This window comes from Streptomyces sp. NPDC059994, assembly GCF_042737755.1.
In the GTDB taxonomy this organism is placed as follows: Bacteria; Actinomycetota; Actinomycetes; order Streptomycetales; family Streptomycetaceae; genus Streptomyces.
This window is the reverse complement of sequence record NZ_JBHWUR010000001.1, coordinates 200,760-220,180: the sequence shown is the minus strand read 5'-3', so window position 1 is coordinate 220,180 and position 19,421 is coordinate 200,760. Positions and strand designations below refer to the sequence as shown.

22 protein-coding genes are annotated in these 19,421 nt (G+C 71.5%); 11 read left to right on the top strand and 11 right to left on the bottom strand.

Annotated features, from left to right (window positions below; all coding sequences use genetic code 11):
• Positions 1 to 20: 20 nt before the first annotated feature.
• From nadE to ACFWA7_RS01020, 3 genes are all read right to left on the bottom strand, one after another.
• Positions 21 to 851 carry an ammonia-dependent NAD(+) synthetase gene (nadE, locus tag ACFWA7_RS01030; protein ID WP_385820046.1) on the bottom strand — a complete coding sequence of 277 codons (831 nt, stop codon included), beginning with the start codon at positions 849 to 851 and terminating at the stop codon, positions 21 to 23.
• Positions 852 to 968: 117 nt separating this feature from the next.
• Positions 969 to 2,873, bottom strand: coding sequence for an SMI1/KNR4 family protein (locus ACFWA7_RS01025; protein WP_385535936.1), 1,905 nt, complete (start codon positions 2,871 to 2,873; stop codon positions 969 to 971).
• A 163-nt stretch (positions 2,874 to 3,036) separates the two neighbouring features.
• Positions 3,037 to 3,204, bottom strand: a complete 168-nt coding sequence (locus ACFWA7_RS01020; protein ID WP_385535937.1) for a hypothetical protein — start codon at positions 3,202 to 3,204, stop codon at positions 3,037 to 3,039.
• A 252-nt stretch (positions 3,205 to 3,456) separates the two neighbouring features.
• On the opposite strand from ACFWA7_RS01020, the gene ACFWA7_RS01015 reads away from it, so the two are divergent.
• Both ACFWA7_RS01015 and ACFWA7_RS01010 read left to right on the top strand, forming a co-directional pair.
• Positions 3,457 to 3,906, top strand: a complete 450-nt coding sequence (locus ACFWA7_RS01015) for a hypothetical protein (RefSeq protein WP_385820044.1) — start codon at positions 3,457 to 3,459, stop codon at positions 3,904 to 3,906.
• Between the two features lie 91 nt (positions 3,907 to 3,997).
• On the top strand, positions 3,998 to 5,110 hold the full coding sequence (locus ACFWA7_RS01010) for a C45 family autoproteolytic acyltransferase/hydolase (RefSeq protein ID WP_385820042.1): 1,113 nt from the start codon (positions 3,998 to 4,000) through the stop codon (positions 5,108 to 5,110).
• On the opposite strand, the gene ACFWA7_RS01005 is transcribed toward ACFWA7_RS01010, so the two are convergent.
• Positions 5,094 to 6,077, bottom strand: coding sequence for a zinc-binding dehydrogenase (locus ACFWA7_RS01005; RefSeq protein ID WP_385535943.1), 984 nt, complete (start codon positions 6,075 to 6,077; stop codon positions 5,094 to 5,096). The genes ACFWA7_RS01010 and ACFWA7_RS01005 overlap by 17 nt on opposite strands.
• Before the next feature lie 141 nt (positions 6,078 to 6,218).
• Positions 6,219 to 6,803, bottom strand: coding sequence for a TetR/AcrR family transcriptional regulator (locus tag ACFWA7_RS01000; protein ID WP_385820040.1), 585 nt, complete (start codon positions 6,801 to 6,803; stop codon positions 6,219 to 6,221).
• A 397-nt stretch (positions 6,804 to 7,200) separates the two neighbouring features.
• Between ACFWA7_RS01000 and ACFWA7_RS00995 the strand changes: the two genes are divergently transcribed.
• Together ACFWA7_RS00995 and ACFWA7_RS00990 are read left to right on the top strand one after the other, a co-directional pair.
• Positions 7,201 to 8,418 (top strand): serine hydrolase domain-containing protein, encoded by a 1,218-nt coding sequence (locus ACFWA7_RS00995; protein ID WP_385820038.1) that lies wholly within the window; start codon positions 7,201 to 7,203, stop codon positions 8,416 to 8,418.
• Between the two features lie 144 nt (positions 8,419 to 8,562).
• Positions 8,563 to 8,904, top strand: a complete 342-nt coding sequence (locus ACFWA7_RS00990; RefSeq protein ID WP_385820036.1) for a DUF6191 domain-containing protein — start codon at positions 8,563 to 8,565, stop codon at positions 8,902 to 8,904.
• Here the strand turns inward: ACFWA7_RS00990 and ACFWA7_RS00985 are convergent.
• A complete protein-coding gene (locus tag ACFWA7_RS00985; protein WP_385820035.1) occupies positions 8,891 to 10,222 on the bottom strand; it encodes an endonuclease/exonuclease/phosphatase family protein in 1,332 nt (443 codons plus the stop codon). The genes ACFWA7_RS00990 and ACFWA7_RS00985 overlap by 14 nt on opposite strands.
• 233 nt (positions 10,223 to 10,455) lie before the next feature.
• On the opposite strand from ACFWA7_RS00985, the gene ACFWA7_RS00980 reads away from it, so the two are divergent.
• A complete protein-coding gene (locus ACFWA7_RS00980; RefSeq protein ID WP_385820032.1) occupies positions 10,456 to 11,817 on the top strand; it encodes a cytochrome P450 in 1,362 nt (453 codons plus the stop codon).
• Here ACFWA7_RS00980 and ACFWA7_RS00975 read toward each other — a convergent pair.
• A complete protein-coding gene (locus ACFWA7_RS00975) occupies positions 11,809 to 12,429 on the bottom strand; it encodes a TetR/AcrR family transcriptional regulator (protein ID WP_385820030.1) in 621 nt (206 codons plus the stop codon). The genes ACFWA7_RS00980 and ACFWA7_RS00975 overlap by 9 nt on opposite strands.
• 134 nt (positions 12,430 to 12,563) lie before the next feature.
• Between ACFWA7_RS00975 and ACFWA7_RS00970 the strand changes: the two genes are divergently transcribed.
• Positions 12,564 to 14,018 carry an amidase gene (locus tag ACFWA7_RS00970; protein WP_385820173.1) on the top strand — a complete coding sequence of 485 codons (1,455 nt, stop codon included), beginning with the start codon at positions 12,564 to 12,566 and terminating at the stop codon, positions 14,016 to 14,018.
• Positions 14,019 to 14,293: 275 nt separating this feature from the next.
• Entirely contained in the window at positions 14,294 to 14,689 is a 396-nt protein-coding gene (locus ACFWA7_RS00965) for a hypothetical protein (protein ID WP_385820028.1), read from the top strand.
• A gap of 25 nt (positions 14,690 to 14,714) precedes the next feature.
• Here ACFWA7_RS00965 and ACFWA7_RS00960 read toward each other — a convergent pair whose 3' ends face one another.
• Entirely contained in the window at positions 14,715 to 15,302 is a 588-nt protein-coding gene (locus ACFWA7_RS00960) for a TetR/AcrR family transcriptional regulator (RefSeq protein ID WP_385820026.1), read from the bottom strand.
• 68 nt (positions 15,303 to 15,370) lie between these two features.
• Here ACFWA7_RS00960 and ACFWA7_RS00955 point away from each other — a divergent pair, with 68 nt between their 5' ends.
• From ACFWA7_RS00955 to ACFWA7_RS00945, 3 genes are all read left to right on the top strand, one after another.
• Positions 15,371 to 16,219, top strand: a complete 849-nt coding sequence (locus ACFWA7_RS00955) for a class I SAM-dependent methyltransferase (RefSeq protein WP_385820024.1) — start codon at positions 15,371 to 15,373, stop codon at positions 16,217 to 16,219.
• 103 nt (positions 16,220 to 16,322) lie between these two features.
• Positions 16,323 to 16,865, top strand: coding sequence for an FABP family protein (locus tag ACFWA7_RS00950; RefSeq protein WP_385820022.1), 543 nt, complete (start codon positions 16,323 to 16,325; stop codon positions 16,863 to 16,865).
• 37 nt (positions 16,866 to 16,902) lie between these two features.
• On the top strand, positions 16,903 to 17,034 hold the full coding sequence (locus tag ACFWA7_RS00945) for a hypothetical protein (protein ID WP_385820020.1): 132 nt from the start codon (positions 16,903 to 16,905) through the stop codon (positions 17,032 to 17,034).
• Here ACFWA7_RS00945 and ACFWA7_RS00940 read toward each other — a convergent pair.
• The 3 genes from ACFWA7_RS00940 to ACFWA7_RS00930 form a co-directional block, all read right to left on the bottom strand.
• The gene (locus ACFWA7_RS00940; RefSeq protein WP_385820018.1) at positions 17,015 to 17,497 is read right to left on the bottom strand and encodes an ester cyclase; all 483 of its coding nucleotides are present in this window, start codon (positions 17,495 to 17,497) and stop codon (positions 17,015 to 17,017) included. The two genes, ACFWA7_RS00945 and ACFWA7_RS00940, sit on opposite strands and share 20 nt — an antisense overlap.
• Before the next feature lie 115 nt (positions 17,498 to 17,612).
• Complete coding sequence (locus ACFWA7_RS00935; RefSeq protein WP_385535967.1) at positions 17,613 to 17,786, bottom strand: hypothetical protein; 174 nt, start codon at positions 17,784 to 17,786, stop codon at positions 17,613 to 17,615.
• A gap of 120 nt (positions 17,787 to 17,906) precedes the next feature.
• Positions 17,907 to 18,683, bottom strand: a complete 777-nt coding sequence (locus ACFWA7_RS00930; protein WP_385820016.1) for a hypothetical protein — start codon at positions 18,681 to 18,683, stop codon at positions 17,907 to 17,909.
• A gap of 159 nt (positions 18,684 to 18,842) precedes the next feature.
• On the opposite strand from ACFWA7_RS00930, the gene ACFWA7_RS00925 reads away from it, so the two are divergent.
• A complete protein-coding gene (locus ACFWA7_RS00925) occupies positions 18,843 to 19,403 on the top strand; it encodes a GNAT family N-acetyltransferase (RefSeq protein ID WP_385535970.1) in 561 nt (186 codons plus the stop codon).
• The last annotated feature ends 18 nt before the right edge of the window (positions 19,404 to 19,421 follow it).

Below are 19,421 nucleotides of genomic sequence, written 5' to 3'. Positions count from 1 at the left end.
GCTCCCGGCGCCGCGCGCCCCTACGGGGCGACCGGCAGCTGGCGCTTGTGCTCGGTGAGGCGGTAGCGGTGGACGATCGTTTCGAAGGTCCGCTCGTCCACCGGCTTGCCCTCCAGGAAGTCGTCGATGTCGTCGTACGTGACACCGAGTGCGTCCTCGTCGGCCTTGCCCGGGTCGAGGGTTTCCAGGTCGGCCGTCGGGGTCTTCCACACCAGCTCGGCGGGCGCGCCCAGGGCGTCCGCGACCGCGCGCACCCGGCGCTTGGTCAGGCCGGTCAGCGGGACCAGGTCGGCGGCGCCGTCGCCGAACTTGGTGAAGAACCCGGACACCGCCTCGGCGGCGTGGTCCGTGCCGACGACCAGACCGTTGTGCGCGCCGGCCACCGCGTACTGGGCGATCATGCGCTGGCGCGCCTTGATGTTGCCGTGCACGAAGTCCTGGTGGTGGGCGTCGCGGAAGCTCACCTCGGCGGCGAGCGCGGCCTCAAGGGCGGCGTCGCTCGCGGGCTTGATGTCCACGGTCAGCACCTGGTCGGCCTGGATGAAGGAGAGCGCGAGCTGGGCGTCGTGCTCGTCGGCCTGGACCCCGTACGGCAGCCGCATCGCGTGGAACCGCGCCTCGTGCCCGGCGGCCCGGGCCCGCTCGACGGCGAGCTGGCACAGACGGCCGGTGGTGGTGGAGTCGACGCCGCCGCTGATGCCGAGCACGAGGGAGCGCAGGCCGGTGGAGGTCAGCCGCTCGGCGAGGAAGGCCACCCGGCGCTCGATCTCCCGCTCGGCCTCGAAGGTCTCGGCGACCTGGAGTTCCCGGGCGATCTCCTGCTGCAGGGCGGTGGACGCCGGCTCGCTCACGTCTGCTCCTTGTTCCACTTCACGATGTGCTGGTACGCCCACCCTACCCAGGGGGTGCGCGGTGCCCGACGCGGCCGAGGCAGTCGCTCCGGCCCCCGGTCGGTCCGGCGGCCCGCCTCACTCCGGCGGTCCTCCCATCCTGATGTAGGCCCAGGCCTCTCCGGCCCGGGGCTCTCGCAGCCAGGAGACCGTTTCGAAGGCGTCCAGCCGTCCGTCGACGAGTGCCTCCTCGGAAAGCGTCACACCGAATTCGGCGGTGATCGCATTGAGGGTGTGCCGTACGGGGTCGGGGGCGGGCTCGTCCTCCGGGCCGCTGGGATCCGTACCGAAGAGGCGGAGGCAGGGTTCGAGGTACGCGGGGACTTCTCCTGTGACGGTCACCTCGTCGCCGTGGTTGGTGAGGGAATGGACGACCTGGCCGTCCTCGGCGAGCGAGAAGTGGAAGGACTCCGCTCGACCGTCGCCGTCACGGCTGGCGAACCCGTGGTCGATGACGAGAGTCAGCGCCCGGGTGCCGTGGGAGGCGGCCACGGCCGGGGAGACGAACCTGGCCGCCCGCGCGTCCAGCGCGGCTCCGGAGTAGGCGAAGGTCCAGCCGGGTCCGGCGCAGCCGGTGCGTACGACCGCCCTGCCCTCCCAGGTCTGGGCATCCGGTGAGCAATGGCGGGTGTCGGCGTCCCAGGCCCTCAGGGCCGGCAGCAGCGGCCCGCCCGCCCCCATACGCCGATGCAGTTCGTCGGGCCGCACCCCTTCCACCAGCACCAGCCGGCACCCGCGCCACGTGTGCCCGGGCACGGCCAGCCAGCCCAGGCCGTCGGTGTCCGGCGCCGCGGTCTCCGCGGACCCGGTCTGCGGAGAGGGCGCCGCGGCGCCACGCGGCGTGGCCAGCAGCGCACGCCCCCGTTCCGGCGTGAGCAGCGGGCCCAGAACGGAGTCGGCCAGCAGGCCCACCGGCGCGATGTGGTCGGGGGTCAGTGGCATCCATGAGGGAGCGGCCTCCAGCAGAGCCAGCCATGCCGCCTCGGGCCGGGCACGCCGGGCCAGCTCGCGGGCCACCCGGACGGCTTCGCCGAACGCTCCGGACGCCTCGTATGCGAACGTGCCCTGCCGTATTCCCTCCAGCACGCCCGCCACCGTCTCGCGGTCCTCCTCGGGATACCGGCCGAGGAACCACTCGTCGTGGCCGCGTCCCGAGCGGACCTCCTCCGCGCAGCTCAGGGGCATCACTTCGCGGGCGACGTACGGGTCGTGCAGCGCGGCACCCTCCCGCTCGGCGCTGTCACCGGCGCCCGACAGCACCCGTATCTGCGCCAACAGACGCCCGGCTCGGGGGCGCCCACACGCCACCGCCTCGGCCAGCGCTTCGGCCGCCGCCTCGTACGCACCGCTCAGCGCGTCGTCCCGCGCCCGCTCCACCCCGGTATCCAGGGAACGCGTCGTGTCGTTGGCGAAGCCGGGCCGGTCGACGGACATGCGGAGGAACTCCTGGTACATGTCCTCCATGAAGTGCTTGAACGACGCGTGCCGCTCGGGCGGCGCCGCGCGCCAGCCGGCGTACGTGTAGACGGCCCACTCGCCGCGTTCGTCCACGTCGTCCGGATCCAGCAGTACGTCCACCATGTCGGACTCCACCGCCAGCTGGAGGGACCGCGCCCACACTCCGGCTTCCCGGACCTCCTCGTCGTCCGCGTCCTCACCAAGGGCTTCCAGCCAGACCTCGCCCATGTCGTGGGGGTCTCCGCACCAGTTGATGTGCTCGGTCCCGGCCAGCAGATACACGAAGTGCCCCGCATACCGCCAGCCGTCGGTGACCTGGAGGAACGACCGCAGCGACGGTGGCAGCGGACGCCCTATCCGCTGCTCCAGCGCGGCGAGGCGCTCTTCATCGGCGGGCTCGAACCCCAGCCAGCGCGCCGCGTGGGCATCCCGGTCACCGTCCCGTGCCTGTTGCTCCGCGTCGTACGCATCGGCCCACTCCGCGCTCCAGCGCTCAAGGAACGGCCGCCATTCGTATCGCCTCATGCCCCGATGGTGACACCCGCCACTGACAACTCCCGCGGAATCAGGGCGCGTACGGCATTTCCCCTGGCCAGCGGCCGGATGCGGGGGATCGTTCGCGGCGGGCGGCCCGCGCACCACCGGCAAAGACTGACCCGGCCGCGAACCCCTCGGCGCGCGAAGGCCCTTACGCGCCGACGCGCCTCCAGCTCCCCCGAGCCGCGAGAGCGAGCAGGGCGCTGGTGACGAGGTCGCCGACGCGGCTCGCCTTGTCGGCGTCCTTCACCGCGTTGATGAATCCGCCCAGCGCGAGCGCGGTGAGCAGGAGGGCGAAGAGGACCCAGAAGAGTTTCACGACGCCTCCATGGCGACTCCGGAATGCCGACAAGAGCCGACGAGAGCGGCCAACATAGCTGCGGCGTAAAGGGGTTGCCCGGGGAACGCCGCAAGGATGCCCCGTCCGGGTGACCTACCTCATCAGGACGGATGAGTTGCCCGGGACACAGGGGACGACACCCTCCATGGCAGCCACTGCCCGCACCCCCTCCCACGCTCCCCGACGCGAGAGATCTTGTGCCGGGCAACCCCGCATCCGTAAGTTGTCCCGATGGGCATTTTCGACAGACTGACCGGCACCCGTTACCCCGACGCCGGTGTCGCGGCACGTTCGGCCGCGGAGGTCCGGGCCGCGCTGCTCGCGGTCAACGGCCCGGGCGTGCCGTTCGTCGTGCGCAACGGTGCCCCTTCCGAGCGTGCCGACCTGGTGGCGGTGTGGCGGGTCCGGGAGCTGGGCATCACCGTGCGGACCCGGATGCGGCTGGTCCCGGCGCAGCGCGAAGTGCGGGCGATCGACGAGCAGTGGGACGCGCAGACGCGCGAGTACTCGCGCGGACAGGTGACCAGCGTCGCCCGTGACTGGACGATCGAGCGCGGGGCCGACGGCCGTCTGCAGAAGACGGAGGGGGCGCGCTTCGACTTCGCGGAGATGAGGAACCCCTTGCGGGGTGCGGTCCTGGACGCGGGGTGGACGTGGCGCGGAGTCGTCTTCCGGATCTGAACCGCCTGCGGGAACCGTCCGGCCACGGCGGGCGTGCGGCGCGGGCACCGAGGGCAGGCCGCGGTGGGCACACGCGAAAAGGGGGCGGGGCATGGCGGTGGACGTGCGGGAAGGGGAACTGGCGGGGCTGCGCCGGCTCGCGCTGAGCGGGGCTCGCCGGGAGGTGTTCGCCGCGCTCGGGGCGGCCGCGCGGGACAGTGTGCGGGCCGTGGTGGAGCCGTCCGCCGACGACGCCGACCTGCGGAAGTGGCTGTGGAGCGCCGCGGGCAAGGAGCGGTACGGGCGGCTCGTGGAGGCCACGCGCCGTAGCTGCGGGCCGCAGTGGGCGGAGCTGGCGGCGCTGGCCGGGGGCAGCGGTGTGGGCTTCGAGGAACTGCTGGTGACGAACCTGCGCGGGGATCTCGGGGTGGAGGACGGCACCGGCTGCAGCGATCTGGGGTACCACCGCTCGCCGCGGTCTTTCGTCGCGCACAACGAGGACGGTTTCCCTGCGGCCGTCGGCCATCTGACGCTGGTCACGCTGGCCCTCGACGGGCAGGCCCCGGTGACCGCCCTGTGGTATCCGGGGTTTCTCACCGCGAACGCGTTCACCGCCACCGGCCACGGGCTGGTCTGGGGCGTCAACCACATCCCCGTCGTACGGCCCGAACCCACCGGCGCGGGACGGCACTTCGTCGCCCGCGCCCTGCAGGAGGCGCCGACCCTGGACGCGGCGCTGGCACATCTGCGCGCCCGCCCCACGGCCGGGGGCTACACGTACACCATCGGGGAACGCGCGAGCGGCCGTGTGGTCGTGGTGGAGGCCGTCGCCGGGCGGGTGGCGGTACGCGAGGCAGGGCCGGACGGGGCCCTGCTCTGGCACACCAACCATCTGCGCCACCTGCCCGACCCCGCCGACTCCCCCACGCTCCTCGGTGACGGCCCGGCAGCCCGTACCCACACCGCCCGCTACGAGGAGAGCCTGGCCCGCGGCCGGGCGCTGGCAGCCCTCCGACCGCCCGAGACCCCCACCACCGACTGGTTCATGGAGGCACTCACCTCCGCCGCCCCGCCCCTCGGCGTCCACCGCACCGCGGCGGGTACCGATCCCCTCACCACCCTGTGCACCCTGGTCGCCGACCTGTCCGAGGGCACCGTCACACTGCGCGGCCGGGACGGGCGGAGCGCGCGGCTCCCGCTGCCGGTCTTCAGCGGTCGAGGGTGACGACCATCTTGCCGAGGGCCGCTCCGGCCTCCATGACCCGGTGGGCCTCCACGATCTCGTCGAACCGGAAGACCCGGACAGGGCGGGCCCTCAGGACACCGGCGTCCACCTTGGCGTATATCTCGTCCAACGGCACGTCGCCGAGCGGGAATTGGGTGCTGCCCAGCACGAAAGCGCTGCCGAAGAAGCTGAGCCGGACCCCGCTGGGGAGATCGGCGATCGGGTCGAAGTCCCGTACCGGCTCGAAGCCGCCCAGGAAGCCGAGCTGGCACACGCGGCCGCGGGGCCGGACCAGAGCCAGCGAGTCGCGCAGGGCGCTGTTGCCGACGACATCGAACACCGCGTCGACACCGAGGCCCCGCTCCCCGACCTGGGCGGCGATCGCACCGTCGTCGATGAGTACGTCGTACGCTCCCAGCGCCTTCAACAGCGGTGCGTGCGCGGGGTTCCGGGTCGTCGCGAGCACCGTGGCACCGTGGTCGACCGCGAGGTTGACGGCGGCCTGGCCCAGCGAGGAGGTCGCTCCCCGCACCAGCACCGTTTCGCCCGGCCGCAGGTCCAGATTGCCGAACAGGCCGCTCCACGCCGTCGCGTACACCTCGGGCACCGCGGCCAGCTCGGCCCAGCCCAGTGACGAGTGCACGGCCACCACGTTGGTCGCCGGTACGGTCACCAGCTCCGCGTAGCTGCCGTTGCGGGTGCGGCCCATACCGCCGAGGACCGCCACCACCTTGGTGCCGACGGGCAGTTCGCCGGACGGGGCGGCCTCGACCACCCCGGCGCACTCGATCCCGGGGACGGCCGCCACGTCTCCCCAGGCTCCGCTGCGCATATACGCCTCGGCATGGTTGAGGCCGAACGCCTTGACCCGCACCAGCACTTCACCCGGGGCGGGCACCGGATCGGGGAGCTCGACGGGGGTGAGAACCTCGGGGCCGCCGGGGGCGGATATGACGATGGCCTTCATGTGCCTCGACTCCATCCTTGAGTGGTCGTTCTGGGTGGTCGTTCTTGATGGGCATTCTTGAGCGGAATTCTTGAGTGGTCGTTCAACTACTGGTCCGCAAAAAAGGCCACCGCCGCGTACGGTGGCCCCGGTGACTCGCCGTCAGGCGAGAGCGGCGAAGGCGTTGCCGACGATCGCGCGCAGGACCGCCTCGTCGGGATTGGCCTTCCCGATGACCATCAGCCCCTGGCAGGTCGCGACCAGCAGCTTCGCACTGCCGACGGGGTCCAGCGATGCACGCACCTGGCCCCGGCGAGCCGCGTTCTCCAGCGCGTGGGTCATGCACCGTTCGAGCCGGGCCAGATGACCCCGCACGACGGCCGCCGCCGCGTCGTCCTCGGCGGCCTTCTCGATCGCGGTGTTGACCAGCAGACAGCCCTGGCGCCCCTCGGGGCTGAGCAGATCGCGCACCAGCCCCTCGAAGTAGCCGCGCACCTCGGCCACCGAGGCGTCCGGCGCCTCCAGCTCGCCCAGCTTCTCGGGGACGACCAGCCTGGAGTAGCGCTCCAGCGACTTGAGGAACAGCGTCTGCTTGCCACCCGGAAAGGCGCTGTAGAGGCTGCCGGGGTTCACGCCGGTCGCCTTCACGAGGTCCTCGATGGACGTCGCCCGGTACCCGCGCTCCCAGAAGCGGAGCATGACCTGCTTCAGGACGGCGTCGGGGTCGAACTCGCGAGGTCGGGGCATGAGGCGAACATACTTGAGTGTCCATTCAAGAACAAGCCGCAAGGGCAGGTCAAAGGGAACCTGTCGGGGATAGATCGAGCCCACCCCGGCGGCCTTCCCGTTCCTGGGCCGCAGGCGCATCCAGGACATACCGGTCTCCCTCGGCCGGCGCACACACCCCCTGGCGGAGGAGGAGCTCAACTACTTCCCCCTCCCCCACACGTGACACCGCGCTCATCCACGACCCATGGGTACCGCCACTCCGGCGGTGCCCACCGGCGCGCCGGTGCCGCAGCAGGGCCGATCGGGTGGATCGGGGTCGGTTTCACCCGGGCCGCACGCCCGCCGGACGTGACGCGGGCCTCTCATCGCGGACGATCGGCTCGGCAGACGAACGGACAATGAGAGAGGCCCGGTCATGAGAAGACCTTCCCCGCCCCGCCGGTCGACGGCGGCCCGTACGCTCGCCGCGGCGACGCTCGCCGTCGCGGGGCTGCTGCCGCTGGCGGTCACCCCGGCGCAGGCGACGCCGCCCGTCGACACCCTCACCAAGGGGGGCGACCACGACTACCCGCACCACGAGCTGAGCCCGGAGCTCCAGGCCAAGCTCGACAAGACGGTGCGGGACGTCATGAAGAAGGCGGGCATCCCCGGGGTGCAGGTCGGCCTGTGGATGCCCGGCAAGGGCAGCTACGTCCGTGCGTTCGGCGTCGCCGACAAGCACACCGGCGCACCAATGACCGACGACCTGCGGATGCGCATCGGCAGCGAGACCAAGACGTTCACCGCGACGGCGGTGCTGGAGCTCGTCGACGACGGCCTGGTCGGCCTCAACGACCCGATCTCCAAATACGTGAAGGGTGTCCCGAACGGCAACCACATCGCCGTGCGCGATCTGCTCGACATGCGCAGCGGCCTGTTCTCGTACAGTGCGGACAGCGCCTTCATCCGCGCGTTCCTCAAGAACCCCAAGCGCCCCTTCGCACCGAAGGAACTGCTCGGTTACGCGTTCAAGCACCGCAACCAGTTCCCTCCGGGATCAAAATTCCAGTACTCGAACACCAACTACATCCTGCTCGGCCTGGTGGTCGAGAAGGTGAGCGGCAAGAGCCTGCGGGACTTCATCGAGCACCGCGTGCTGCGGCCCAGCTACCTCGACCACACCCTCTTCCCGCAAGCGGCCGAGTTCCCCCGCCCGCACGCCCACGGCTACACCGACCAGACGCCGACCGGGAAGGTCGCGGACGCCACGCACTGGAACCCGAGCTGGGGCTGGGCGGCCGGTGCGATGATCTCGGACCTGCACGACCTCAAGCACTGGGCCAAGGACCTCGCCACCGGCACACTGCTCTCGCCCGCCACCCAGGCGAAGCGCCTGAAGGTCCTGCCCACCGGCATCCCCGGCGCGGGCTACGGCCTCGGCATCTTCAACGTCAACGGGTGGACGGGCCACAACGGCTCCCTGCCCGGGTACGAGAGCCTGACCATCTATCTGCCGGAGCAGAGGGCGACGCTGGTGGCGCTGCTCAATACGGACATCCTCTACAAGGGCGAGGAGCCGAGCACCGTCCTCGGCAAGGCGATCACCAGCGTCGTCACGCCGAAGCACGTCTACTACCTCCCGCCGCAGAAGTAGCCGACCGTCGTGGTGGGCGGGCCGACTGCGACACGCACGGCCCGCCACCACCCGGAGCACGGCCACATGGTCGACCTGGCCGTCCAGGACGGCCCGGATCCCACGCGGCCCCCAAACCGCCTGCCACTCAGGGACAATGGGGTGATGGGAATAGCCGTCTTCATGACCCTGCCGGGCCTGGTGCTGGTCCTCGTCGCGCTGATCTCCATCGACCAGATACGGGTCGGACTCGGCCGCACACCCAAGCGCGGCCGAGTCTCCACGACCGGCCTCGAACAACTCCACACCGTGTTCTCGGGGGGCAAGGAGAACGAGCTGAAGGAGCGCCAGAGCGCGCTCCTTCAGAAGGACGACACCGAGGACGGCGCTCCGCCCCACCACAGCACCGTCGACCTCGACGGCCGGCGCGCCGTCATCCGGCTGCCCCGCGAGCCCCAGCCCACCGGCCCACGGGCGCTCCCGGACGGTGGCGTCAGGGCAGAGTGAGCGTGCCCCACACCGCCCGGTGGTCGGAGGAGCCGGTGTCCGTTGCAACGCCGCAGCCGCTCCACGTGCCCCCGCCGAACAGGTAGTCGATCTTGATGGTGCCCGCCGTCGGCCGGTTCGGCGTCGCGGAATGCGCGTCGCACTCCTCGTACGCGGAGTACAGCGTGGACAGCACACCCGTCGACGGCGTGGCGTTCAGATCACCGCCGAGCAGCGGGCGGTAGCCGGGCAGGGATGCCGCCCGGCACAGGGTGTCCGCCTGCTGCGGCTGGTACGTACGGTCCGGGTCGTCGCAGCCGGGGCCGCCCGTGCTGAAGTGCGCGGCGCACACCTCCGCCGCCCAGGAGGCCACCGTGGCGCACAGCGCGGTGCGCTGCTCGACACCGGGCGGGGAGGGCAACTCGTACGCCCGGTACCAGGTGTTCTCCTCGGGCACGGCCAGCGCCACGCCGTACGCTCCCCGGTCCGCTCCCGACCGGTCGGGCCGGCAGTTCTTCCGCGCCTTGATGTCCGTTCCGGGCACCAGGTACTGCACCGGCGCGAACCGCACGTCCCAGCCGCCGCCGAGCTGCGTCTCCAGCGCCTGCTCCACGGGCTTGGCGAACTTCTCGCAGAACTCTTCGAGCAGGATCACATCAGGGGTTCCGGCGGCCTTCGCGCGTGCCACGATCTGGTCCGCCAGCGGGCCCGCCGTCGTGTGGGAGAAGCCGCAGTTCTTGTTGTTGTCGGCGCACACGTTCCAGGTCAGCGCCTTGACGGCGCGCGGGGACGCGGACGGCGGCGGGGTCGGGTCGGCCGGTGCGGCCACGGGCACCAGGCGGAAGCGTTCCCATGAACCCACCGCCGTGGCGCGGGCCTGGAGCAGCCCGTCGCCGGTCGCTCCCGCGTCGGCGGACACACAGCGGTCCTGCCCGTCGTGCTGGTAGCGCAGGGCGTAGACGTCGGCGCCGGTCCGCGGCTGCGGCACGAGCTCCAGCTTCTCCCAGCCGGCGGGCGGCCCCTCGGTCCGGGCGCGCAGCTTCCCGTACCGGCCGTCGGCCCCGGCACCGAACTCCGCTGCCACATAGGCGCCGTTGGCCTGCGAGCGCAGAGCGACCGTCGCCCCCTTGGCCGCGGTCTCGGTGTGCAGGGTGAACTGCTCCGGGATTCCGGGGCTGTCCGCCCGGGCGTGCAGCTCGTCGGTGCTGGACGCCTCCACCGAGACGTACTTGCCGGTGGCGAGCGAGAGCAGCTCCCACTGCTGTCCGGCCGACTTGGAGGTGTTCGGGGGCGTCAGCGCGGCAGCCAGCAGCCGCGGTATGCGCAGACGATTTCTCATACCGCGAGGACAGGGACTCGCTGATGTGAACCTGCCAGGTGCGGGCGGGCACCTGCTCCGGGCCCTCCAACTCGGCCTTCGTGCCCGCCGGCTGGGGGTTGCTGTCCGTCCGCGCCGCGCCCTCGCGGGCTGCCTCGCGCCGGGTTCCCGTACGTGTGCGTGGGGAGGATAGTCGGAGGCCGACGGCCTGCCCCGCACAGGGCCCGGCATGTTCCTCATGGAGGTGTCCTGCTGTGACCACGACCCCCTCAAGGCCGCGCGCCGGTGTGGCTCCCGGCGGCCTGCCGCTGCTCGGCCACGCCTGGCAACTCCACGCCCGCCCGCTGGAGTTCCTGTCCTCGCTGCCGGCCCACGGGGACCTCGTACGGATCGGGATGGGGCCCTGGCCGGCCTATGTCGTCTGCCGCCCGGACGCGGCGCACCAGATGCTCACCGACTCGCGGACCTTCGACAAGGGCGGCCCGTTCTTCGACAAGGCGAGGGTGCTGTTCGGCAGCAGTCTGCCCATGGCCGGATGGCGCGAACACCGCTGGCAGCGCCGCCAGATGCAGCCCGCCTTCCAGCCCGGCCGCATCGACGGGTACGCGGTGGTGATGGGCGAGGAGGTGGACCGTATGACCACCGCCTGGAAGCCCGGTCAGCGGCTGGACGTCACCGCCGCGCTGACCACCCTGACCCTGCGCATCGTCACCCGCAGCGTGCTGGCCGCGGAGGCGGAGGACTCGGCGGTGGCCGAGGTGCTGGAGAGTCTGCACACGGTCATCGACGGCATCTACCAGCGCGTGATGCTGCCGCTGGGGCCGCTCTACCGGCTGCCCACCCCGGGCAACTTGCGCTACCGCCGCGCCTGTACGCGTCTGCACCGCGCGATCGGCGACATCATCGCCGCCCGGCGGGCCGCGCCCGGCGAGCACGACCTCGTGTCGATCCTGCTCAGCGCCCACGACGACGACACGGGCGAGCCCATGTCCGACGGGGACATCCGCGACCAGCTGATGGTGATGATCGGCGCCGGTTTCGAAACCACCGCCAACACCCTCGCCTTCGCACTGTGGTTGATCAGCCGGCACCCGAGGGTACGGGAACAGCTGCACGCCGAGGTGGACGCGACGCTGGCCGGGCGCACCGCCACACCCGCCGACCTCGACGGCCTGCCCTACACCCAGCGCATCATCCACGAGGTGATGCGCATGTACCCCGCGGGCTGGTTCTTCACCCGCGTCACCACGACCGACACCACCCTCGCCGGACACCCCCTCCCCAAGGGCACGGCCCTCCTCTACAGCGCCTACCTCCTGCACCACCAGCCCGACCTGTTCCCCGACCCCGAGCGTTTCGACCCCGACCGCTGGGCCGCCGACGAGACCGCCCTGCCCCGGGGCGCGCACGTGCCCTTCGGGGGCGGCAACCGCAAGTGCATCGGCGACCAGTTCGCCCTCACCGAGATGACCCTCGCCCTGGCCACCGTCTGCACCCGCTGGGACCTGACCCCCGACCCCGAGGCCACCCTCCACGTACAGGTGCGCGGCACGCTGGGACCGGGACCGCTCGACATGACGTGCACGCCCCGCAACACGCCTGCCGGTTCAGCCTGAGCGAGAATCCCGGGTCGGCCTCTCCCACAGACGGCCCAAGTGCGTGTGGAGGACGTCCTGAGCCTGCCGCGCGGTGAGATGGCCGATGAGGCCGTGTGCGGTGAGGCCGTCGGCCAGGGCGAGGAGAGCGCGGGCTTCGTGGTGCGCGTCGAGGGGCTCCACGTACTCGGCGCTCTCGTCGGCTTCCGCGACGAGGCGGGCGAACGCCTCGTGCAGGGCCGCGTAGTTCGCCTTCAGTGTGCCGGCGAGCGCCTCGCTGACCGCCGCCTGGGCGACGAAGGCGAGCCACACCCTGGCCTCGGCACGGTGTTCCTCCCGGAGCAGTGAGATCTCCGTGACCGCGTGCCCCAGGGCGGATGCGGCCGACTGGGCCGGGCTTCGGACGAGACGGGCCCGTACGCGCTCGATGATCCGCTCACCGATGACCCCGAGCGCGAACACCAGCATCTCTTCCTTGGTGCGGAAGCAGCGCTGAACCGCGCCCATCGACACCTGCGCCCGGGCGGCGACGTCGCGCAGGGTCACACCCTCCAGCCCGCGTTCGTCGGCGAGTCGGCACACGGCCTCGGCGATGAGCTGGCGTCGGCCCTCGTGGTCCACCTGCCTGGGCATGCCCGTCGCCTCCATCTGCCGTGCTCGGCGCGGCCTGTCGCGCTTCGCCCACTCTATTCGATGCGCCCGCATCGGTACTCGGGCTATTGTTCCGATGCAACCGCATCGGAACGACCATGGGGAGAGTGCGAAGCATGCAGGACGCGTTGTGGCAGAGGTCCGCGGCTGCGCAGGCGGCAGCCGTACGGAGTGGAGAGGTGTCGGCCGTCGAGCTGGTCGAGAGCCATCTGGAGCGCATCGCGGCGGTCAACCCGCAGGTGAACGCCGTCACCCAGCTCCTGGCGGAACGCGCCCGCGAGGCCGCGGAGCGGACGGACCGCGGGCGGGCCGCGGGGGACGTGCTGGGGCCGCTCTCGGGCGTGCCCTTCACGGTGAAGGAGAGCACCCCGATCGAAGGTGTGCCGACCACGTTCGGCGTGAAGCGCTTCCGCGATCTGGTCGCGGCGGCCGACGCGCCCCCGGTGGCCCGGCTGCGCGCCGCCGGTGCCATCCCGATCGGGCACAGCAACATACCCACCTTGATCCTGGCCGGAATGCACACCCGCAGCGAGCTGTTCGGTGACACGGTCAACCCATGGGACCGGGGCCGGACGCCCGGTGGCAGCAGCGGCGGCGACGCGGTGGCCGTCGCCACGGGTATGGCGGCGCTCGGCCTCGGCAACGACTCGGGCGGGTCCATCCGGATCCCGGCCCAGTTCTGCGGAGTGGCGGGGCTGAAGCCGACCCCCGGGCGCTTCCCCGCCGACCACCGCGTCCTCGGGCCGGACGACCCGGGCCCGGCCTCCCAGATGCTGGTCACCGACGGCCCGCTGGCCCGGAACGTGGCCGATCTGCGCCTGGCCTACGAGGTGCTGGCCGGGACCGATCCGCGCGACCCGCGGGCGGTTCCGGTGCCCGCGTACGGCGACCCGCTGCCGGGAAAGGTGAAGGTGGCCGTCGTGACGGACCCGGGCGGCCACGGCGTCCATCCGACCGTCGCGGCGTCCCTCCGGGCCGCGGCCGACGCGCTCCGCGACGCCGGATACGAAGTGTGCGAGGTGCCGGACGTACCGAGGCTGGACGAGGCCCTCGAAGCGTACGGCCGGATCACCGTGACCGAGTTCGCCCCGAACTGGCCGACGGTACGCACACTCCTCGGCAAGGGCGGTGACCGCTACATCGAGATGGCGATGGAGCGGACCCCGCCGGTCACCGGTGCGGACGAGCTCATGAGGCTGATGGGCAGGTGGATGAACATCCGCCGCTCATGGGCCGAGTTCCTCGACGAGTACCCGCTCGTGCTCGGTCCGTCGTTCACCGAGCCGCCGGTCGAGCCGGGCCTGGAATCGCGCGACGGGGCGGGCCGGGACCGGGTCGCCTCGGCGATGCGCCTGTGTACGGCGACGAGCTTCGTCGGCGTACCGGCGGTGGCCGTACCGACCGGGCTGACCCACGGGCTCCCCTGCGGGGTGCAGATCATCGGGCGCCCCTTCCGCGAGGACCTGTGCCTGGACGCGGCCCAGGCGGTCGAGGACCGGCTCGGAGTGCTGACGCCGGTGGATCCGCGTGGGGACGGGTGGGGTGATGGGGCCCCGCTCGGGCAGGGCTGACAAAATCCCTCGACGCGTTCCTTGAGATCCTTCACGATCATCACATCGGCGTCGTCTGCGCCGAGGGGCGGCCAGCCGACAGGCGGCGCCCGCGAAGCACCCCGGTCGGCGGCGGGCGCCGCCAAGTCGGGTATGAGCACACAGGTTTTGGAGTCTCACCATTGAGTTACCAGCTCACAGCGGTAATCGCCGAGAGCGGACTTCTCACGTCCGCGGCGGCAACGCTCCCGTCTGCGCGGACTGCACCCCTGCCGCAGGGGCTCGCGCTACTGCCCATGACCGACACCCTCTTCAGCGAACTGACGAAGGAGGCCGAGGCCGGCCGCCCGGGATTCTGGCGCCTGCCCGCCGGCCTCGACCTCACCCTTGCCGAATGGTCGAAGGCCGGGCCGGTGGCGTATGCCGAATCCGAGTACTTCGCGGGGATCGGCGAAGAGAACAGCGCCGTCTGGCGGGACGGGCGTCTGGCTCTCGGCCCCCTCCACCTCCTCGAAGGCGAGCCCGTCCCCGCCGAAGGATCACCGGTCATACGGGCCCTGCGTGAGCTCGGGGTCCAGTCCGGCCGTTCGTTCGACGAGTTCACCGCGGTCGGACTTGACCGGCACCGGGACAGCGAGAGCTGGGTCCAGAACGGCCAGCAGGTCGCCTACGCCGTGGTACCGGGTGCGTAAACGCGAACCTTGGGGCGGGTGCCCTCTACGGTACGACCGCGGCGATCACCGTGGTCACGACCTTGCGGACCTCCTCCGGCTCGGGCGGGACACCCTCCCGCCCCGCGAACAGCAGGTGCCCGGTCCCGATCAGCGTGAGCGCGAGCGTGTCGACATCGGCGTCCGCCGCGACTCGGCCCAGGGTGCGTTCCGCGCTCAGGTAGGAGGCGATCATGGATGTGGCCTCCGCCAGTACGGGGATGCCTCCCGGTGTGGTCCCGCGCAGCCGGGCGCGCAACTCGTCCCGGAAGGTGACGAGCCCGACGATCGCCACCGCGACCGAACCGAACAGATCCGTCAGCGCACCGGTGAGATGGTCCGCTACGGTGCCGGTCCCGGCGGACTCGCGCAGGATGTCGGACTGGCGGCCGATCCGGCCGACCCGGTCCCGTACGAGCTCGGCGAGGAACGCGTCGAAGTCGGCGAAGTGGCGGTGCAGGACCCCCTTGGCACAGCCCGCCTCCTCGGTGACCGCCCTGCTGGTCAGCGCGTTCGGGCCGCCCCGGAGCAGGACGCGCTCGGCGGCGTCGAACAGCTGCTGGCGCGCGTCGCGCATGGCCACGCCTGTCGGCATACCCGTACCTCACTCCCTCACCGGGCCCGCCCGTTGACGAGTGGGCATGTGCCCACCATAGTGGGCGCATGCCCACTTTACCGCCGCAGCCACAGGGACCTCAGGGTTCTTCCGAAGCCGCTACCCATCAACTGCGGCAAGCAGCCGAGTCGTTCGGATCCGACGCCGTGCGTTACGACCGGGCGCGACCCCGATATCCGGACGCCCTGATGGACCGGATCACCACCCCCACCCAAGGCGCCCGCGTCCTCGACGTCGGCTGCGGGACCGGCATCGTCGCCCGGCAGTTCCGGGCGGCCGGCTGTGAAGTGCTCGGGGTCGAACCCGACGCGCGTATGGCCGATGTGGCGCGCCGGCTCGGGGTCGAGGTCGAGGTCGAGGTGGCGACGTTCGAGGCGTGGGATCCCGGCGGCCGGGAGTTCGACGCGGTCGTCGCCGGACAGGCCTGGCACTGGGTGGACCCGGCGGCGGGAGCGGCCAAGGCCTCGCGGATGCTGCGGCACGGCGGTCGGCTGGCGGCGTTCTGGAACGTATTCCAGCTCCCTCCCGAGGTGGCGGAAGCCTTCGCCGCCGTCTACCGGCGCGTGCTGCCGGACGCGCCGTTCAACCTCCAGGCGCTGACGGAGCAACCCCTGGACGCATACGAGGCGTTGTTCGCCAAGGCCGTCGACGGGATGCGCGGGGCCGGTGCGTTCAGCGAGCCGGAGCAGTGGCGCTTCGACTGGGAGTGGTCCTACAGCCGGGACGCCTGGCTGGACCAAGTGCCCACCCACGGCGCCCTCACCCGGCTCCCGCCGGACAAGCTGGCCGAGGTACTGGAGGGCATCGGGGCCGCCATCGACACGGTGGGCGGCGGTTTCACGATGCGTTACGCGACGGTGGCGGTCACCGCGACACGCGCCAAGACCGCCGTGTGACGGCGGCGGCCGAAAGCACGGCCACCCGTCCCCGAGGGGGGCGACGCTCTAGGCTTCACCGGTACCGGCCCGGCCGCCGATCCCGACGTCAGGAGCGCACACCGTGTTCGACCCCGTAGCGGAGAACCCGTACCCCGACAGCCACCGGCCCGACGACGTGCCCGCACCGCACGAGTTGCTCGCGCCGGTGCTCGGCCTCCTCGGCACCTGGCACGGCCGGGGCCAGGGCGGGTACTCCACGATCAGCGGGGACTTCAGCTACGCGCAGGAGGTCACCTTCAGCCACGACGGCCGCCCCTTCCTCCGTTACGAGGCCCGGGCCTGGCTGCTCGGCGCGGACGACACCCCACTGCGTCCCTCGGCCCGGGAGAGCGGCTGGTGGCGGCTCCAGCCCGACGGCCGGGTGGAGGCGCTGATCACCCAGCCCACCGGCATCGCGGAGATCGCGGTCGGCTACGCGGGCGAGAACACGGTCGACCTCTCCACCCACGAGGTGGCCCTCACCCCCACCGCGAAGGAGGTCGAGGCCACCCGCCGTCGCTACACCCTCACCGACGACGACACCCTCACCTTCGCCCACGACCTCGCGGCGGTCGGCCAGCCTCTCCAGCATCACCTCTCGGCACGCCTGCTGCGCAAGGCGTAGCCGCCCGATGCGGATATCGGCTCGTAAGCTGAACGGTATGGACAGAGATCCGCACGAGGTCGGCGAATGGCCTCAGGGGCGCAACCCGCACCGCCGGAAGATCGGGGTGCTCGGCTGGTCGCTGCTGATCCTGTTCCTGCTCGTGCTGTTCATCGTGGGGCCGCGCTGACGCACCGCCCCACGAAGACCGACACGGCGGCCCGCAGACCCTGGACCTGCGGCCAGTCCCAGCCGAGCTGCGGGAAGAAGCCGAGACGGTCACTGACGGCCCGGATCTCCTTGATCTTGCCTGCGGCCAGGGTGAAGATCCAGATCGCCTCGACGTCGAAGCTCCGGCCGGTCGGCTCGGGCATCCGGGGGTACGTCCCGCCATGGACACCGCGCTGAGTGACCCGGGCGACCACACGGTCCCCCTCGGCGATCAGTTCGTCGACGCGGACGGTGAGCGGGTCGAACGCGGCGAGCTGCTGACGCAGCCCCTCGAACGCGGCACCCGGCTCATCGGCCTCACCGTGGATGATCTTGTTGTGGTCCACGACGTCGTGCGCCATGAACCGAGGCAGATCCTCCAGCCGACGGCCGCTGACCGCCTCGAAGAAGCCCAGCACTGCCTTCTTGTTGTCGTCCACCACGACAGGCCCCCCACATGATCGTTTGCTGGCGGAGGTGAGCCTGGACGCAGGACCGGCTCCCCCGCCAACTCCCGTCGGCGGGGCCGGCCCCCGGCCCACTTCCTCCCGCAATCGGTCAGTTGTGCCCGAACTTCCGTGGCTGCTTGTGGGAGACCTCCTGCGGGGCCGGACGCGCCATGTCCTGCGCTGCGGGCGACCTCGTCGGCTCCCTGACTTCCGCCGCCGTCGCACTGCGCTCATGGCCGCCGGTGCGGGCGCCGCGGTTCTGCCGGGTCTGTTTCTTGCCCACGACGATGCCTCCTTCAAGGGATCCCGGAGGATGGGATGGACGACACCAGGCTCGCACATACGTACGAAGATCGCATTTCGGGCAATCAGGGCCCGGTCGGACCTCGTACACCGCGCCCTTTCACCAGCGCACCGCGCTCGGTCCGCCGATGCTGTATCCGGTGCCCAGCCACTCGAAGAGGGGCCCCACGGACGGGTCGCTGCGCACTCCCTGTGCTGCCCGCGGGTCTCCCGACAGGAACTCGGCCGCCAGGCGCTCCGCCTGCACGGCGGGATCCTCGCCGGTCACCGGCCTGAACGCCCCGAACGCCCCGGCGGAGCACATACTGCCGTCCGCTCTCCGCTCGTAGTGCGTGAACAAGAGGCGAACGCGTTCGGGATCCCCCAGTTCCGCCCAGACACGGTCGAGCTCGCACGACCGGGACGAGAGCCATTCGGGCCGGGACCGCAGCCGCTCGCCCAGCAGCCGGGCGACGGTCATCGCCGGCCACTCCCAGCTGAAGTCCCTGGACGCCCGCTCCACCTCGGCGTCGTACTGCGCGGCGTCGAACCGGTACTCACCGAAGGCGGGGAAATCCTCGGTGGCCGCCCGCCAGTCCCACACCACCGTCCCGCCTTCACGCCACATCGCGACGTCGAGGGCGGAGTGGCAGTCGCACGCCATGTACGCCATCTCCACGAGGTGCGGCTCCTCACCCACCCACAAGGGCCCGCCGGGCGCCAGCCAGGTGCGGGGCTCGCCGCACACCGCACCCGTGAGCTCGTACGGGTACGCCGACCGCCCCTCGATGAAGTCGGCCCCGTCGATCAGCGGACGGAATTCAAAGGTCCCGTAGCGGTCGTACAGGTCGTCGGGCACGGTGACGCCGACGCCGAAGACATGGATGCGTTCAGTCATCCCCCCACAGTCAGGCACCTGCTGATCGCTTGTCACACCATTTCGGACTGCCTACAGGCGGAAAGCCACTGGAGCCACCCGGACCCGACCTGCGAGGATCACTTTCGCGCCATGGCCGCTGCGCCACGGGCGCTGCTTCCAACCATGTGGAGGGTGACGATGTACGCGATATCGCTGGGCGACGACGGCGCTGAGCTGCGCCCGGTCGAGCCGTGGCAGGCAGAGGAGTTCCTCGCTCACGTGGACCGGGGGCGGGAGTTCATCGGGCAGTACAACGGACTGCCCGACGTCGTCACCGACGTGGAGTCGAGCCGGGCGTTCCTCCAGGCGTACGCGGAGAAGGCCGCGGCCGACTCCGGGCGGCTCTACGGCATCTGGACGGGCGGCACGCTGGTCGGCGCGGTCCTGCTGCGGAAGCTGGACACCGCCCAGGGCACCGCCGAGGCGGGTTGCTGGCTGGAGCCGTCGGCGGTGGGCAGGGGACTCGTGACCCGGGCGGTACGCGTGATCATCGACTGGGCCGTCGAGGAGCGTGGAGTCCACCGCGTCGAGTGGTGGGTCTCCACCGAGAACGAGCCGAGCATCGCCGTGGCCCGGCGGCTCGGAATGACCAAGGACGGCGTGCTGCGCGAGAGCTATCTGTACCGGGGCAAGCGGCACGACGAGGAGATCTGGTCGGTGCTCGCGCCGGACTGGCGGGCGGCCGGGCACGCAGGCTAACTGAGCGGCATTATCAGG